Origin of the sequence: Enterobacter cloacae complex sp. ECNIH7 (genome assembly GCF_002208095.1) — a bacterium.
GTDB lineage: Bacteria > Pseudomonadota > Gammaproteobacteria > Enterobacterales > Enterobacteriaceae > Enterobacter > Enterobacter cloacae_M.
Genome location: NZ_CP017990.1, coordinates 4845814 through 4859846, shown reverse-complemented (window position 1 = coordinate 4859846; position 14033 = coordinate 4845814). Strand labels below are relative to the sequence as shown.

The window sequence follows — 14033 nt, the reverse complement described above, 5'->3', positions numbered from 1 at the left end:
GTTACGTGAAGATCTGCTTAGTTGATGAAACAGGCGCCGGAGACGGCGCCTTATCTGTTCTGGCGGCCCGCTGGGGGCTGGAGCACGATGAAGAAAACCTGATGGCGCTGGTGATGACGCCGGAACATCTCGAATTACGCAAGCGCGACGAACCGAAGCTCGGCGGGATTTTCGTCGACTTTGTCGGCGGCGCGATGGCGCACCGGCGCAAGTTCGGCGGCGGTCGCGGCGAAGCGGTGGCCAAAGCGGTCGGCATCAAAGGGAGCTACCTCCCGGACGTGGTCGATGCCACGGCGGGGCTGGGGCGCGATGCGTTTGTGCTGGCGTCTGTCGGCTGCCGCGTGCGGATGCTGGAGCGCAATCCGGTGGTGGCAGCCCTGCTCGACGACGGTCTGAGCCGTGGCTACGCGGACCCGGAAATCGGGCCGTGGTTGCAGGAACGATTGCAGCTGATTCATGCCTCGAGCCTGACGGTGCTGACCGATATCACCCCGCGCCCGCAGGTGGTCTATCTCGACCCGATGTTCCCGCACAAGCAGAAAAGCGCGCTGGTGAAGAAAGAGATGCGGGTGTTTCAGTCTCTGGTGGGGCCTGATCTGGATGCGGATGGCCTGCTGGCGCCGGCTCGCCAGCTGGCGACGAAGCGGGTGGTGGTGAAGCGCCCTGACTATGCGCCGCCGCTGGCGAACGTTGCGACCACTAACGCGGTGACCACCAAAGGGCACCGGTTTGATATTTATCCGGGTACGCCGGAATAAAAAAAACCGGGTGGCGGCTTCGCCTTACCCGGCCTGCGTCCTCGATCTATCCCCTCTCCCTTTAGGAGAGGGTTAGGGTGAAGGGAATTTAACGCGCTTATTCGTCTTCTTCGTCACGCAGTGGAACAATCAGCATATCCACGTGAACGGTGTTAATCAGCTGGCGCGCTGAAGACATCAGCTTGCTCCAGAAGTCCTGATGGTGACCGCAAACCACCAGGTCCATATCGTATTTCTTGATCGCATCAACCAGCACCTGGCCCAGATCGCCGCTGCCGCTAAGGGTTTCGGTAATTGGATAGCCCGCGTTGGTGGAGAGTTCGCTCAGGGCATGGTGAGTCTCTTCGGAAATGCGTTTCTGCATATCGCCAAGATTCACGTCGATCAGACCGGTGTAGAGGTCGGAGTAATTCACGTCAACGTGAATCAGCGAAACTTTCGCATTGTAGGGACGTGCCATGGATACCGCTTTATCAACCAGCACTTTGCTCTCAGGGGAGAGGTCTACCGCGATGAGAATGTGTTTGTAAGCCATAGTGTTACTCCTTCCTTAAGTTATCGATGACTAAGTGAGAATGCCGTCGTCTGATACTTTCATTACGGCCCAGTTAAACATATTTTTCAAGCTTTGGTGTTGATAACGATTAACCTTGTGGCAAAAAAATTAACGGATCTCCTACACTATTAAATGAGCCGTTCGGATATTAAAACGCGAACCGGATCGACTTCTGGTCATTCTTTCACTGAACTGTCTGTCAGGGCATTGGGGTGCGGTAGCTCAGGAGCCTTGCTTCGTGGGCGGACGCCGGGGAGGATGTATGATTAGCACCGTCGCATTGTTTTGGGCGTTATGCGTGGTTTGCATAGTGAATATGGCGCGCTACTTCTCATCGTTACGTGCGCTGTTAGTGGTACTTCGTGGTTGCGATCCGTTGCTTTATCAGTATGTGGACGGTGGAGGGTTCTTCACCTCGCATGGACAGCCCAGCAAGCAGATGCGTCTGGTGGGATACATCTACTACCAGCGCTACCGCGATCATCACGATGAAGAGTTTATTCGTCGCTGCGAGCGCCTGCGTCGTCAGTTCATTTTGACCAGCGCCCTGTGCGGGCTGGTCGTGGTCAGTATGATTGCATTGATGATTTGGCACTGAGCATCACAGCAGGCGGGGAAAGCCCCGCCTACTTTCATCTGGCTCAGGGCTTAACTGAGAACCGGAGACTGGAGATATTGTTCTCAATCGAAATAACCTTTCCGCTATAGGCAATGTTCACTTCCCCGCTTGTATCAATACTGGCCGAGGTTATCGTGCCTGTACCTTCGATTACCGGATACTTCATAGCAAGCTGATGGATAATATCAGTGTCTTTCCCTGCAAGCGCCCCCGAGAGATAATAACGGTAGATTGGTGGTACGGTTGTGCCGCCCTGATTGTTCACGGTCATATAGAGCCAGACGCTATCGGATAATTTATAAGCGCGCTGTAGCTCATCGCTATTTCGCTGATTGGGCTGATGGTTTAACCAGAGAAATCCAATGACCAGCACCAGAAGTGAAGCGGTAACAAGGCGATGAATCCATTTAATAGCCGTTTTGAATGGCATAGTCTATTCCTTCTCTGATGTTGCGTTGGTCCGTTGGGTCGTCTCCGTAAGGCGGCTTTTCGTACCATTTTCCCCATTCCGGTTTTGAGGTACCTGCCCGGCCTTGAGCCCAGCCTGCGCCCATAAGAAGGATGTTTGCAGGGATACCTGCCGCAGTACCTGCGGCTCCGAAGTTGAAGTTACCAAATGCAGCAAAATAAGGGTCGAATTTTTTATAATCCCAGGGACCGCCATTTCGGACTTTTTGGTAGAACCAATAATACGTTGAGGGCGTGGCCATATTGCGTGACATTCCGTTAAGGCGTGCCTCACGCATATTGTTCGCTATAACGATTGAACCCGGTCCTGAGATAGGGACAGAAGCCATACATTCTCCTTTGTCTGGATTTATCTTCTGGCCGCCATGATAGTTTTTTCTGTGTTTTGAAATTGAGCAAAAAATGTTCAGAAAATCCTCATGTTATCAAACACCTCATGGCAAATAGCAGCCATAAAAAAAGCGGGTCAGTTTCCTGACCCGCTTTTTTATCGCCTTCAACCGATTAAATCAGCTTCAGCGAAATCCAGTACAAACCGCCAGACAGCAGGATGGATGCCGGGAGTGTAAACACCCAGGCCATCAGAATGTTGGTCACGGTTTTGCGCTGCAGACCGCCGCCGTCAACAATCATGGTACCTGCCACGGACGAGGAGAGTACGTGGGTGGTGGATACTGGCATACCGGTGTAGCTCGCCAGACCGATAGACACTGCCGCCGTCATCTGCGCGGACATACCCTGCGCATAGGTCATGCCTTTCTTACCGATCTTCTCGCCGATGGTGGTCGCCACACGACGCCAGCCAATCATCGTACCAATACCGAGTGCCAGCGCGACGGCCATGATGATCCAGATTGGCGCGTACTCAATGGTGTTGAGCATATCGCTTTTCAGTTTCTTCAGCAGACGTTTGTCGTCACCATTCACCTCTGGCAGCTTCGCGACTTTATCGGTCACGTCAGAGATGCAGAGCATGATACGACGCAGCTGACCACGCTGTTCAACGGCCAGTTTGTCGTAGCTTTCGATGTCGCCCAGCATGCCCTTGGCGCGTTCCAGCGCGTTAATCGCGTTAGCTGGATGGCAGTGGAATTCGCCAGGCGCGGTGGTTGCACCTGCTTCCGGAGAAGGGATCAATTGATCAACGCCGGTCGCTTTTTTCAGCAGGTCAGGATGCTGCTGGAAATAGGTTTCAACGTTGTTGACCGCATCGCGGGTACGGGTGATTTCGTAACCAGAGGCGTTCATGTTCACCACGAAGCCTGCCGGTGCGACGCCGATCAGAACCAGCATCACCAGACCAATGCCTTTCTGCCCGTCGTTCGCGCCGTGTGAGAAGGCCACGCCGATAGCAGAAATGATCAGGGCGATACGCGTCCAGAACGGCGGCTTTTTCTTGCCGTCTTTCTTCTCACGCTCTGCTGGCGTCAGGTGGATACGCGCACGTTTTTTCGTGTTGCTCCAGTAGCGACGCAGGATGAAAATCAAGCCACCTGCAACGACCAGACCCACGATAGGGGAGATGATCAGGGAGCCGAAAATGCCCAGTACTTTAGGCAGGTTCAGCGCATCAACAACCGATGTCCCGGTCATCAGGGCGTTGGTTAACCCGATGCCGATAATCGCGCCGATGAGCGTGTGAGAACTGGATGCAGGCAGGCCAAAATACCAGGTACCGAGGTTCCAGATAATTGCAGCAAGCAGCATTGAGAACACCATAGCGAGGCCATGGCCAGAACTAACGTTAAGCAGCAGATCCGTTGGCAGCATATGCACGATGGCATACGCAACGCTCAGCCCGCCCAGGAGAACACCAAAAAAGTTAAATACCGCCGCCATAACAACCGCAAGCTGCGATCGCATTGCGCGAGTGTAGATAACCGTCGCTACTGCGTTTGCAGTGTCGTGGAAGCCGTTGATCGCTTCGTAAAACAGTACAAAAACCAGAGCAAGCAATAATAAAAGCCCGGTATGTAAATCCAGGCCGGCAAACAAATGTAGCATAGGACGTTACGCCATTTTGAGGACATGAACGCGGCGCATTATCCAGGACAAATGCGCGGCGGGCAAAGTGAAATATAGACTTTTTTTGACATACCACCTGATTTGAGAAATGCCTCATAAAGGATATTCTTTAAATTTCAATGGAATGCCTTTGTAATATCTTTTTACGCTGGTGTGACCACAGAGGAAACTTTACAATCCGCGGCAGTTAACAAAGAGGGTTTTGACGTGGAAAGGTTTGATGCCGTGGTAATTGGCGCCGGTGCGGCGGGTATGTTTTGTGCGGCAATGGCCGGACAGGCGGGTCGTCGCGTACTGCTGCTGGATAACGGTAAAAAGCCCGGCCGTAAGATCCTGATGTCCGGCGGCGGGCGCTGCAACTTTACTAATCTGTATGTTGAACCCGCGGCCTATTTGAGCCAAAACCGTCATTTTTGTAAATCTGCGCTGGCGCGCTACACACAATGGGATTTTATCGATCTCGTGGGCAAGCACGGCATCGCATGGCATGAGAAGACGCTGGGACAGCTGTTCTGCGACGACTCCGCGCAGCAGATTGTCGATATGCTGGTGGCCGAGTGCGAGAAGGGCGGCGTCGTCATGCGCCTGCGCACGGAAGTGCTGGAGGTCGCCCGCGACGACCAGGGCTATACGCTGCAGCTGAACGGTGAAACCGTCAGCGCAAACAGCCTGGTGATCGCCAGCGGCGGCCTGTCGATGCCGGGGCTGGGCGCCTCCCCGTTCGGCTATAAGATTGCCGAACAGTTTGGCCTTAAAGTCTTGCCCACTCGCGCCGGGCTGGTGCCGTTTACCTTACATAAACCGCTTCTTGAACAGCTCCAGACGCTGTCTGGCGTGTCTGTTCCCTCGGTCATTACCGCCGAAGACGGGACGGTGTTCCGTGAAAACCTGCTCTTTACCCATCGCGGTCTTTCCGGCCCGGCGGTACTGCAAATCTCCAGCTACTGGCAGCCGGGTGAGTTCGTCACGGTTAACCTGCTTCCGGAGTTCGATCTGGATGCTTTTCTTAACGAGCAGCGTACCGCGCACCCAAATCAAAGCCTGAAAAACACCCTGGCAATGCAGCTGCCAAAACGTCTGGTGGAATGTTTGCAGGCGCTGGGGCAGATCCCGGACGTGTCGCTTAAGCAGTTGAATAGCCGCGAGCAGGAAACGCTGGTAGAGACCCTGACAAACTGGCGCGTTCAGCCAAACGGCACCGAAGGCTACCGAACCGCGGAAGTCACGCTGGGCGGGGTTGACACGAATGAGCTCTCGTCCCGCACCATGGAAGCGCGCAACGTGCCGGGGCTCTATTTTATTGGCGAAGTGATGGATGTGACCGGCTGGCTCGGCGGCTACAACTTCCAGTGGGCATGGGCAAGTGCCTGGGCGTGTGCTCAGGCGCTGGCAGAAGACAAGTGACATAAGCGCGCTGCCACTCGTCGCGGTTGGCTTTACGAGCTGACGGTGGTTGCGTCCGTCACGGCCAGAATATTGCTCGCGGCCACGGTTCCCATCCTGATATATGACGCTGCGGTAACGCCGCCAATATGCGGTGAAATAACCACGTTTTCTTCGGACTGCCAGAGGTGCGGCGCCGTCAGCGGCTCGTGGGGAAAGCTGTCCAGCGCCGCGCTGTGCAGCGTGCCATCCCGGAGCGCCGCCAGTAACGATTCACTGTGGATCAGTCCGCCGCGTGCCGTATTGACCAGAATGGCGTTCCGCTTGCAGTGTGCAAGCGTCTGGCTATTGATCATTCCCCGATTCTCATCGGTCAGCGGACAGTGCAAAGAGATAACATCGGAACGGGAAAGAAGTCCGTTCAGCGTTTCTGCGCGTTCGCACAGGGCAGGCATGGTCTTAGCATAGGGATCGTAAGCCAGCACCTTCATGCCGAAAGCGTGACCAATAGTCGCCACGCGCGAGCCGATAGCGCCCAACCCAATTAGCCCTAACGTTAAGCCCTCCAGCTCAATGGATTTATGCGTCGCCTTATCCCAGTGCCCGTCTCGCAGCCGCTTGTCCAGAGGCACCACTGACTTTGCGCAGGCGAGGATCAGCGCCCAGGTATGTTCAGCCACTGCCGCCGCGTTTGCGCCAGGCGCAGAGCGGACGGCGATGTTGCGCTCGGCCGCTGCCTCCTGGTCTATCACATCGATCCCGCTTCCGTGCTTGGAAATAACCTGCAGAGCCGGAGCCGCATCCATGACCTTCGCGGTGATCCTGCCGTAACGTACCAGGATTGCCACAGGATTGTGTCGTTCACACAGCGCGATCAGGTCATCTTCTGTGGGCTGGCGGCCAGCAAACACTACCTCAAAGCCCTGCAACATCACCATGGCCTGCTCCGCCAGGTCGCTACCGGTAACCAGTACTACGTCTTTGCCCCCCATCACAGCGTCTCCCCGTCAGCTAACATTCCTGCTTTACGAAGCGCGTCATCAAGCCAGTGTGGACGTAAATCGCCTTCACGGATGGCGGCAAGACGCCGGGTCTCCATCTCCAGCTTTTCTTTTGCCAGAGCGATAACCTCCTGAACCTCATCTCGCGGGATAACGACCACGCCGTCGATATCCGCGACAACCAGATCCCCGGCCTGAACCGTCGCCCCGGCGACTGAAATGGGATGATTAACCCGGCCAGAGATTAACTTTGTCGGGCCGCAGGGGTTCAGACCGGCAGAAAAGACGGGGTAGTGACCTTTGCTCAGGGTATCGGCGTCACGTACAGCGCCATCAATAATAATGCCCGCAATGCCGCTCGCCTGAGCCTGAGTGGCCATGATTTCCCCAAGCAGCGCGCAGCTCAGGTCGCCTTTGCCATCGACGACCAGGACATCACCGGGCTGCGCCACCGCCATCGCGGCATGAATCGCCAGATTATCACCCGGACGGACTTCAACGGTGATGGCCGGACCTGCAACGGACATGTGTGGGGCCAGCGGTTTGATGCGGCCATGAAGCGTACCGCGGCGACCGGCCACGTCGGCCAGAATAGCTGCCTGATACTCGGCAGCCCGACGAACGTCCTCGGCAGAAACGCGCTCGAAATGGCGATTAATCGATTTTTTTTCAGTAACGGACATAAATGCCTCCATATTGTTTTACTGAGTACAATGCAGGTGTACAGAACAAAACAACTATAGCGGTGTTGCTTTCCTTTTAGCCAGACCCGAGGTGGCGTTTGTGATGTAAACACGAAGTGACTCACAAAATTTGAGGTACACTCACTGCCGGGCTAACAAGGAGATAATGATGGGGAATGAAGGCGTTGTAGCGGTTGAAAAAGCGCTGGCTTTACTGGATTGCTTCCGTCCTGGGGATGAGAGCCTGACGCTGACCGCGCTGGCACAGCTGTCGGGTTATCACAAAACCACGGTTTACCGCTTGATGAATTCTCTTGAACGGATGAATTACGTCGTCAGGCATGAAGACGGCAATTATGCGCTGGGCCCACGTCTGCTTTACCTCGGCAAGCTGTATGAACAATCTTTCCACCTTTCCCGGGTGGTTCAGCCAGAGCTTCAGGCCTTATCCCTGGCATCTCAGGAGAGTGCCAGCTGGTATGTGCTGGAGGGAGGGCAGCGGCTTTGCCTGTTTCGCGCTGAAGCGTCGCATGGCCTGCGACACAGCAATCTTCCCGGCAGCCAGTTCCCGCTCGATAATTCGGCCATCAGTAAGGTATTGCGTCATTGGGGGCTCAATGAAAGCCTGCCGGAGGAAGACGCGGAACTCCCTTTCTACACGTCAGGCGCACGCGATCCCCATACCGCTGCGTTTGCGATGCCTGTCTTCGGCGTTCACGACAAGCTGGTTGCGGCGTTAGCCCTGACCGGTCCCATCTCGCGGTTGACGGAAGATCGTCGTGAGAAGGAAATAGGGCAGTTGATGAAGGCGGCTGCAAGCCGTCTTTCGCAGAAAATGGGAGCCAGTAAGCCCTTCTGTCAGCAGTTCTTTGGTGAAACGAGCGACGCGGCGGAAGAAAATCTTTAAACGCAGAAGCGGGACAAATGTCCCGCTTCTGTCATCGTTAATGCGTGACCTGTTTTTCGTGTAGCTGAGCGCGGCGGGCCTGCCGCCCCATAATGAGCACCGCGATACCCCCGGCCACGCACAGCGCGGCCAGCGGAAGCATAGCCAGCGTGTAGCTGCCCGTCCGCTCATTGATAATGCCGTACGCGTTTACCATCACCGCCCCGCCTATCAGGTTTGCGATGGCGCCAATCGCGGCCAGTCCCGCCGCCGCTGAGGTACTGCTCATCCAACCGGATGCCAGCGCCCAGAAAGGCCCTTTCATTGAATAAGCGCCTATCAGCATAATGCTGAGGATAACGATCGTGGCAGACAGCGAGACGCTCACAAAGGCGGCGAACACACCGGCGGCAATCATGAACAGCGTGAGTGCGGTATGCCAGCGGCGTTCGTTGGTACGATCGGAATTCCGTCCCCATACAATCATGAGAACAGATGCCAGACCGTAAGGAATAGCGTTAAGCAGACCTGTCTCAAGGTTATCGAGATGGAAGGATTTCAGCAGTTGAGGAGACCAAACGCTGATCGTGGTGCCCGCGGAAGATGCGCCCGCGTAAATCAGCGCCATCAGCCAGATTTGGCGATGCTTCAGCAGCTGCCACGTCGTCTGGTGCCCGATACTCTTTTGCTGATTGCGCTCGGTTTCCAGCGTGGTTTCCAGCCACTGTTTCTGTTCGCTGCTGAGCCAGCTCGCCTGATGAGGGCGATCCCGGAGAATAAACCAGGCTGCAATACCCAGCAGCACCGCCGGCAAGCCTTCAATAATGAACAGCAGATGCCAGCCGCGAAGACCCAGCCAGCCATCCAGTGACAGTATCAATCCGGAAAGCGGGGAGCCGATGAAGTTAGCGAGCGGGATAGCGACCATAAATGACGCAATAATGCGTGCGCGGTAGCGGGACGGGATCCACCAGGTCAGATACAGCACGACGCCCGGGAAGAAACCCGCCTCTGCAGCACCGAGAAGAAAACGGACGATATAGAGCGACGTGGTGTTCTGCACCAGGGACATACACATGGAAACGATGCCCCAGCTGATCATAATGCGCGGGATCCACAGCCGGGCGCCGACTTTCTGCATGGCCAGGTTGCTGGGCACCTCAAACAAAAAATAGGCCACGAAGTAAAGACTGCTGGCGAAGCCAAACGCCGCTTTGCTGAGGCCAAGGTCCTCATTCATCTGCAGCGAAGCCATGCCGATATTCCCGCGATCGATAATGGAGACCAGGTAACTGACAATCAGAAACGGGAGAATACGCCAGATCACCTTCCGCATCGTCTCTCTTTCTATGTCCTCGGTGGCGGTCGCGCCGTTACGTAAATGTTCTGTCATTGTGTCCTCGCAGGGTTTGTTCTTTGTTTTATTAGGTACAACTCAGTTTTATTAAACAAAACCACTATAGCGACGGCGCGTTATTTTTATCCAGTTAATGGAAGGTTTAAATGATGTAAATAAGAGGTGACTCACAGATAGTGCGCTTCAGATATAACGTTCACAGCAGCCGAACCAGCCGCAAAGAGAGTACGCTGCAAGAGAGATAATCACGCAACGCAATTATTGCACCAACTTTTCCTCTCCATTCAACTAAGCTTCGACCAGGTGCCCCGCCGCGTTAGCGGGGCCATATTCCTTTTGGTCGAGCACGCATCATGCAGCTACTCAGTATTATTATTTTGCTTACCCTAACCGTGGTGATCCATTCGCTATGGATGTTTGGCGTTTTAAAATTCATCAAATTAGAAGTCGATTCTGCGGTACGCATTGTTTTACGCAATGTCGGTATCGTGATCTCCATGATCTTCGCCCATCTCCTTGAGGCCGGGCTGTTTGCTGCGTTTTATTTTGTCATCGATGCGTTTAATGACTGGAACACCAGCTTCTACTTTTCACTGGTGAGCTATGCGACGGTAGGGTACGGCGACGTCACGTTACCCCAACACTGGCGGCTTATCGGCGGGGTGGAAGGACTGGTGGGCGCGTTGATGGTGGGCTGGTCCGTGGCGGTTCTGGTGGCGGTGCTGCAGCGCTTACGCGGAATGAGCGCCTAAACGGCAGATGCGCGATCCCCGCCTGGTAAGGTAAAGTACACCCCTCTTTACGTAGCCGACAGGGCTGCGGCTTTGAGGGTGAAAAGGCTGATTAACGGCCCACCCTTTTCTGTTCCTGGTTTACGCCAGTTTGCATGGTGTTGTGTTTTGTCTGCCAAAAGGGTTTTGTATGTCTGCTGCTCATCTCGGTTTCCCGACGGAAACCGTTGTTGTCTTTGTGGTGATGGCCGTTGGGGCGATGTTTATCGACCTCTTTATGCACCGTCACGATAAACCGATCTCGCTGAAAAGCGCGGCGATGTGGTCCGTTTTCTGGGTCATGATGGCGATGGCCTTCGCCGGTTTCCTGTACGTTCACCACGGCGCCGAGATGGCGAGCCTGTTCCTCACCGGCTATGCGCTGGAAGAGGTGCTCTCCGTCGATAACCTGTTCGTGATGATGGCGATCTTCGCCTGGTTCGGCGTGCCGGATAAGTACCGTCACCGCGTGCTCTACTGGGGCGTGCTGGGGGCGATTGTCTTCCGCGGCATCTTTGTGGCTATCGGCACCAGCCTGTTAAGCCTGGGGCCGTACGTTGAGGTAATTTTCGCGCTGGTCGTCGGCTGGACGGCGGTGATGATGCTCAGGCGCAATGAAGAGAGCGACGAAGTGGAGGATTACTCGGGTCATCTCGCCTATCGTCTGGTGAAGCGCTTCTATCCGGTCTGGCCAAAAATTAGCAGCAATGCCTTTATTCTGACCCAGAAAGAGGTGGATGCGGAGCTTGAAAAGCCGGAAAACCAGGACGTGATGGTCGGACGCGTGAAGAAGGCGAAGCGCTATGCGACGCCGCTGCTGCTTTGCGTAGCCGTCGTCGAGCTCTCTGACGTCATGTTCGCGTTTGACTCCGTGCCGGCCATTATTGCCGTGAGCCGCGAGCCGCTGATTATCTACAGCGCCATGATGTTCGCCATTCTCGGCCTGCGTACGCTTTACTTCGTGCTGGAAGCGCTGAAGCAGTATCTGGTGCACCTCGAGAAAGCCGTGGTGCTGCTACTGTTCTTCGTGGCGTTCAAGCTGGGGTTAAATGCCACCGATCACTTCTGGCATCACGGTTACAGCATTGGCGCCACGGCCAGCCTGTTTGTGGTACTAGGCGTGCTGGCGCTGGGGATTATTGCAAGCGTGATGTTCCCGGGAAAACGTGAGGCCTGATGCATTGCCCGGTGGCGCTTCGCTTACCGGGCCTGTGATTTGGTTTTCTCCCTCTCCCTGTGGGAGAGGGCCGGGGTGAGGGCACCGGACCGCACCTAACCCTTAATCGGTGAATTCCGACGCTTGCGCGGGTGGTGGAAGTGCCGCCAGTGCGGATCCTGCGCCGCCGCCAGCAGTTCGTGGTCGCCGCGGGTGTCGCCCCAGGCGCGCAGGTGATAGGCGTTCAGATCGCCATACACTTTTTCCAGCCTTGCCACCTTCTGGGCGCAGCGGCAGTTATTGCCCGTGATGCGCCCCGTCAGCTTGCCGTCCTTCACTTCCAGCTGCGTGCCAATCAGCTTAATGCCGAGCTTATCAGCCCACGGCTGGAGCACCAGCGCCGGGGACGCGGAACAGATGGTCACTTCCGCACCGGAATTGACCTCAGCCGCCACCGCCAGAACCCCTTCGGGGCGCATCAGTTTGTTCCAGTATTTTTCGCAAAAGGCTTCCGCCTGCTGGCGCAGCCAGTGTTCATCCACGCCCGTCAGGAAGGTTTTAATCAGCACTTCCTTCAGCTCATCGCGCGTCAGCTTGCGACGCACGCAGTGCAGCGTAGGCAGCGCCATGCGCACCAGGCGGCCCGCGAAGTAACGTTTACCGAAGGCAAAACGCAGGAAAGGAATAAAGCTGTCGTGGTGCGTTAATGTCCCGTCAAAGTCAAAGACAGAGAGCACGCTGGATTTAGCCACCGTCTCGTCGGCAATCATATTGGTCATAAATACGTCTTAGCTGAAATACACATTCTGCGGATCAGTTTACCTGCTTTAGCTGGACAGTCCTTATATCACCACTCTTTTTTTCTCGATCTTGCGATCTCAAAGTGAGTCCATTTTTGGCCTCGATAACAATTGGTGAAAAAACGAGCTGTCTATATTATCGCCACATCGCAAGATATTTAGGGGAACCATTGGCCCCCACAGGTAAGGAAAAACTCACTCACTACTTCTTTTTTGATATGACTCTTAGATCGCTTATTTCAATCCTCACGTTAAGCTTTGCTTCGTTTTCTGCGTTCAGCTTTCAACTTCCAGCGTCGATGTTATCGATGAACAGTGAACTGGCAGCATCACCGGCGAAATCTGCGCTGGTGCATCAGGAAACAGGCCCGCTGCGCTCGCGTATTCTCGATCAATACCAGAAGTGGAAAGGCACCCAGTACCGGTGGGGCGGAACCACGCATCGCGGGGTAGATTGCTCCGCGCTCATGCAGCACCTGTTCACCGATGCGGCACATCTTAATTTGCCGCGCACGACGAGTGAACAGATCCATCGTGGCGTGCAGGTGGCGCAATACCGCCTGAAAGCCGGCGATCTGGTCTTCTTCCAGACGGGCCCGAACCGCAAGCACGTTGGCGTTTATATTGGCGAAAACCAGTTTATTCATGCCTCAACCAGTCAGGGCGTAACGGTTTCAACCCTGACGGATGATTACTGGCAGGCACACTACATTACCGCCCGTCGCATCGCAGGCAGTGCGGCCTGACAGCGTCAGATGATGTCATCCACGACGCCACCGTCGACGCGCAGCGCCGCGCCCGAGGTGGCGGAGGCCTGGGGCGAACAGACATAAATCACCATATTGGCCACCTCTTCAACCGTGGCCGCGCGCTGGATAACCGAGCTGGGGCGGTTGGTCATCACAAACTCTTTCGCCAGCTGCTCCAGCGATTTGCCGGTTTTTTCGATTTCATCTTTCATCATCTCTGCGAAACCGTCAGACATCGTCGGGCCCGGCAGGACGCTGTTGACCGTCACGCCGCTCCCCGCCACGAACTTCGCCAGCCCGCGCGCCAGCGAGAGCTGCGCCGTTTTGGTCACGCCGTAGTGGATCATATCCGCCGGAATATTGCAGGCCGACTCGGAGGAGATAAACACCACGCGTCCCCAGCCTTTTTGCACCATGCCCGGCAGCAGGGCGCGGGACAGACGCACGCCGGACATCACGTTGGTCTGCCAGTAACGCTCCCAGGTCTCATCGTCGGTGGCATAGAAATCCTGCGGACCGTAAATCCCGGCGTTGTTGACCAGAATATCGACGTTATTCGCCACCTTCAGAAGCGACTCGACCCCTTCCGCCGTGCTGAGATCGGCAATCGCGGCGCGCACCTGCACGCCCGGCACCACCTGCTGGAGCTGCTGAATGCCTTTATTCACCGATTCCGTGCTGCGACCATTGACGATCACTTCCGCACCGCTTTCTGCCAGACCTCTGGCAATGGCGAACCCGATCCCGCCGGTTGAGGCGGTCACCAGCGCCACTTTCCCCGCAAAGTCGATTTTCATCATCTGCTCCTTCTCGTTTTAACGT

At 55.5% G+C, this 14033-nt stretch carries 16 protein-coding genes; 7 read left to right on the top strand and 9 right to left on the bottom strand.

All coding sequences use genetic code 11. From position 1 onward, the window contains the following. Positions 1 to 5: 5 nt before the first annotated feature. The gene (rsmJ, locus tag WM95_RS24300) at positions 6 to 758 is read left to right on the top strand and encodes a 16S rRNA (guanine(1516)-N(2))-methyltransferase RsmJ (protein WP_176600585.1); all 753 of its coding nucleotides are present in this window, start codon (positions 6 to 8) and stop codon (positions 756 to 758) included. A 97-nt stretch (positions 759 to 855) separates the two neighbouring features. Here rsmJ and uspA read toward each other — a convergent pair whose 3' ends face one another. Continuing rightward, positions 856 to 1293, bottom strand: coding sequence for a universal stress protein UspA (uspA, locus tag WM95_RS24295; RefSeq protein ID WP_003861223.1), 438 nt, complete (start codon positions 1291 to 1293; stop codon positions 856 to 858). Between the two features lie 283 nt (positions 1294 to 1576). Between uspA and uspB the strand changes: the two genes are divergently transcribed. Next, on the top strand, positions 1577 to 1912 hold the full coding sequence (gene uspB, locus WM95_RS24290) for a universal stress protein UspB (protein ID WP_003861224.1): 336 nt from the start codon (positions 1577 to 1579) through the stop codon (positions 1910 to 1912). A gap of 43 nt (positions 1913 to 1955) precedes the next feature. On the opposite strand, the gene WM95_RS24285 is transcribed toward uspB, so the two are convergent. The 3 genes from WM95_RS24285 to pitA form a co-directional block, all read right to left on the bottom strand. After that, entirely contained in the window at positions 1956 to 2363 is a 408-nt protein-coding gene (locus WM95_RS24285; protein ID WP_045404741.1) for a hypothetical protein, read from the bottom strand. Further along, positions 2341 to 2730, bottom strand: a complete 390-nt coding sequence (locus tag WM95_RS24280; RefSeq protein ID WP_063409084.1) for a polymorphic toxin type 44 domain-containing protein — start codon at positions 2728 to 2730, stop codon at positions 2341 to 2343. The genes WM95_RS24285 and WM95_RS24280 overlap by 23 nt, the downstream gene beginning before the upstream one ends. Positions 2731 to 2905: 175 nt before the next feature. Next, positions 2906 to 4405, bottom strand: coding sequence for an inorganic phosphate transporter PitA (gene pitA / locus WM95_RS24275; protein WP_023309552.1), 1500 nt, complete (start codon positions 4403 to 4405; stop codon positions 2906 to 2908). 228 nt (positions 4406 to 4633) lie between these two features. Between pitA and WM95_RS24270 the strand changes: the two genes are divergently transcribed. Next, positions 4634 to 5830 (top strand): NAD(P)/FAD-dependent oxidoreductase, encoded by a 1197-nt coding sequence (locus tag WM95_RS24270; RefSeq protein WP_063409096.1) that lies wholly within the window; start codon positions 4634 to 4636, stop codon positions 5828 to 5830. A gap of 32 nt (positions 5831 to 5862) precedes the next feature. Here the strand turns inward: WM95_RS24270 and WM95_RS24265 are convergent, their stop codons facing one another. Together WM95_RS24265 and WM95_RS24260 are read right to left on the bottom strand one after the other, a co-directional pair. Then, positions 5863 to 6801 (bottom strand): NAD(P)-dependent oxidoreductase, encoded by a 939-nt coding sequence (locus tag WM95_RS24265; protein WP_063409085.1) that lies wholly within the window; start codon positions 6799 to 6801, stop codon positions 5863 to 5865. Beyond that, the gene (locus tag WM95_RS24260) at positions 6801 to 7493 is read right to left on the bottom strand and encodes an RraA family protein (RefSeq protein ID WP_063409086.1); all 693 of its coding nucleotides are present in this window, start codon (positions 7491 to 7493) and stop codon (positions 6801 to 6803) included. Before WM95_RS24260 ends, WM95_RS24265 begins: the two co-directional genes overlap by 1 nt. Before the next feature lie 169 nt (positions 7494 to 7662). Between WM95_RS24260 and WM95_RS24255 the strand changes: the two genes are divergently transcribed. Beyond that, positions 7663 to 8400 carry an IclR family transcriptional regulator gene (locus WM95_RS24255; protein WP_023309548.1) on the top strand — a complete coding sequence of 246 codons (738 nt, stop codon included), beginning with the start codon at positions 7663 to 7665 and terminating at the stop codon, positions 8398 to 8400. Positions 8401 to 8437: 37 nt separating this feature from the next. On the opposite strand, the gene WM95_RS24250 is transcribed toward WM95_RS24255, so the two are convergent. Next, positions 8438 to 9772, bottom strand: coding sequence for an MFS transporter (locus WM95_RS24250; RefSeq protein ID WP_045355930.1), 1335 nt, complete (start codon positions 9770 to 9772; stop codon positions 8438 to 8440). A 317-nt stretch (positions 9773 to 10089) separates the two neighbouring features. Here WM95_RS24250 and WM95_RS24245 point away from each other — a divergent pair, with 317 nt between their 5' ends. Continuing rightward, entirely contained in the window at positions 10090 to 10488 is a 399-nt protein-coding gene (locus WM95_RS24245; RefSeq protein ID WP_023309546.1) for a potassium channel family protein, read from the top strand. Positions 10489 to 10657: 169 nt separating this feature from the next. Then, positions 10658 to 11683: a TerC/Alx family metal homeostasis membrane protein gene (locus WM95_RS24240; protein WP_023309545.1), complete on the top strand. Its 1026-nt coding sequence runs from the start codon at positions 10658 to 10660 to the stop codon at positions 11681 to 11683. Positions 11684 to 11778: 95 nt separating this feature from the next. Here WM95_RS24240 and WM95_RS24235 read toward each other — a convergent pair whose 3' ends face one another. Further along, on the bottom strand, positions 11779 to 12441 hold the full coding sequence (locus tag WM95_RS24235) for an HAD family hydrolase (RefSeq protein ID WP_014885577.1): 663 nt from the start codon (positions 12439 to 12441) through the stop codon (positions 11779 to 11781). 239 nt (positions 12442 to 12680) lie between these two features. On the opposite strand from WM95_RS24235, the gene WM95_RS24230 reads away from it, so the two are divergent. Further along, positions 12681 to 13208, top strand: a complete 528-nt coding sequence (locus WM95_RS24230) for an NlpC/P60 family protein (RefSeq protein WP_045403295.1) — start codon at positions 12681 to 12683, stop codon at positions 13206 to 13208. Positions 13209 to 13213: 5 nt separating this feature from the next. Here the strand turns inward: WM95_RS24230 and WM95_RS24225 are convergent, their stop codons facing one another. Continuing rightward, entirely contained in the window at positions 13214 to 14008 is a 795-nt protein-coding gene (locus WM95_RS24225; RefSeq protein WP_063409088.1) for an SDR family NAD(P)-dependent oxidoreductase, read from the bottom strand. Positions 14009 to 14033 lie beyond the last annotated feature (25 nt).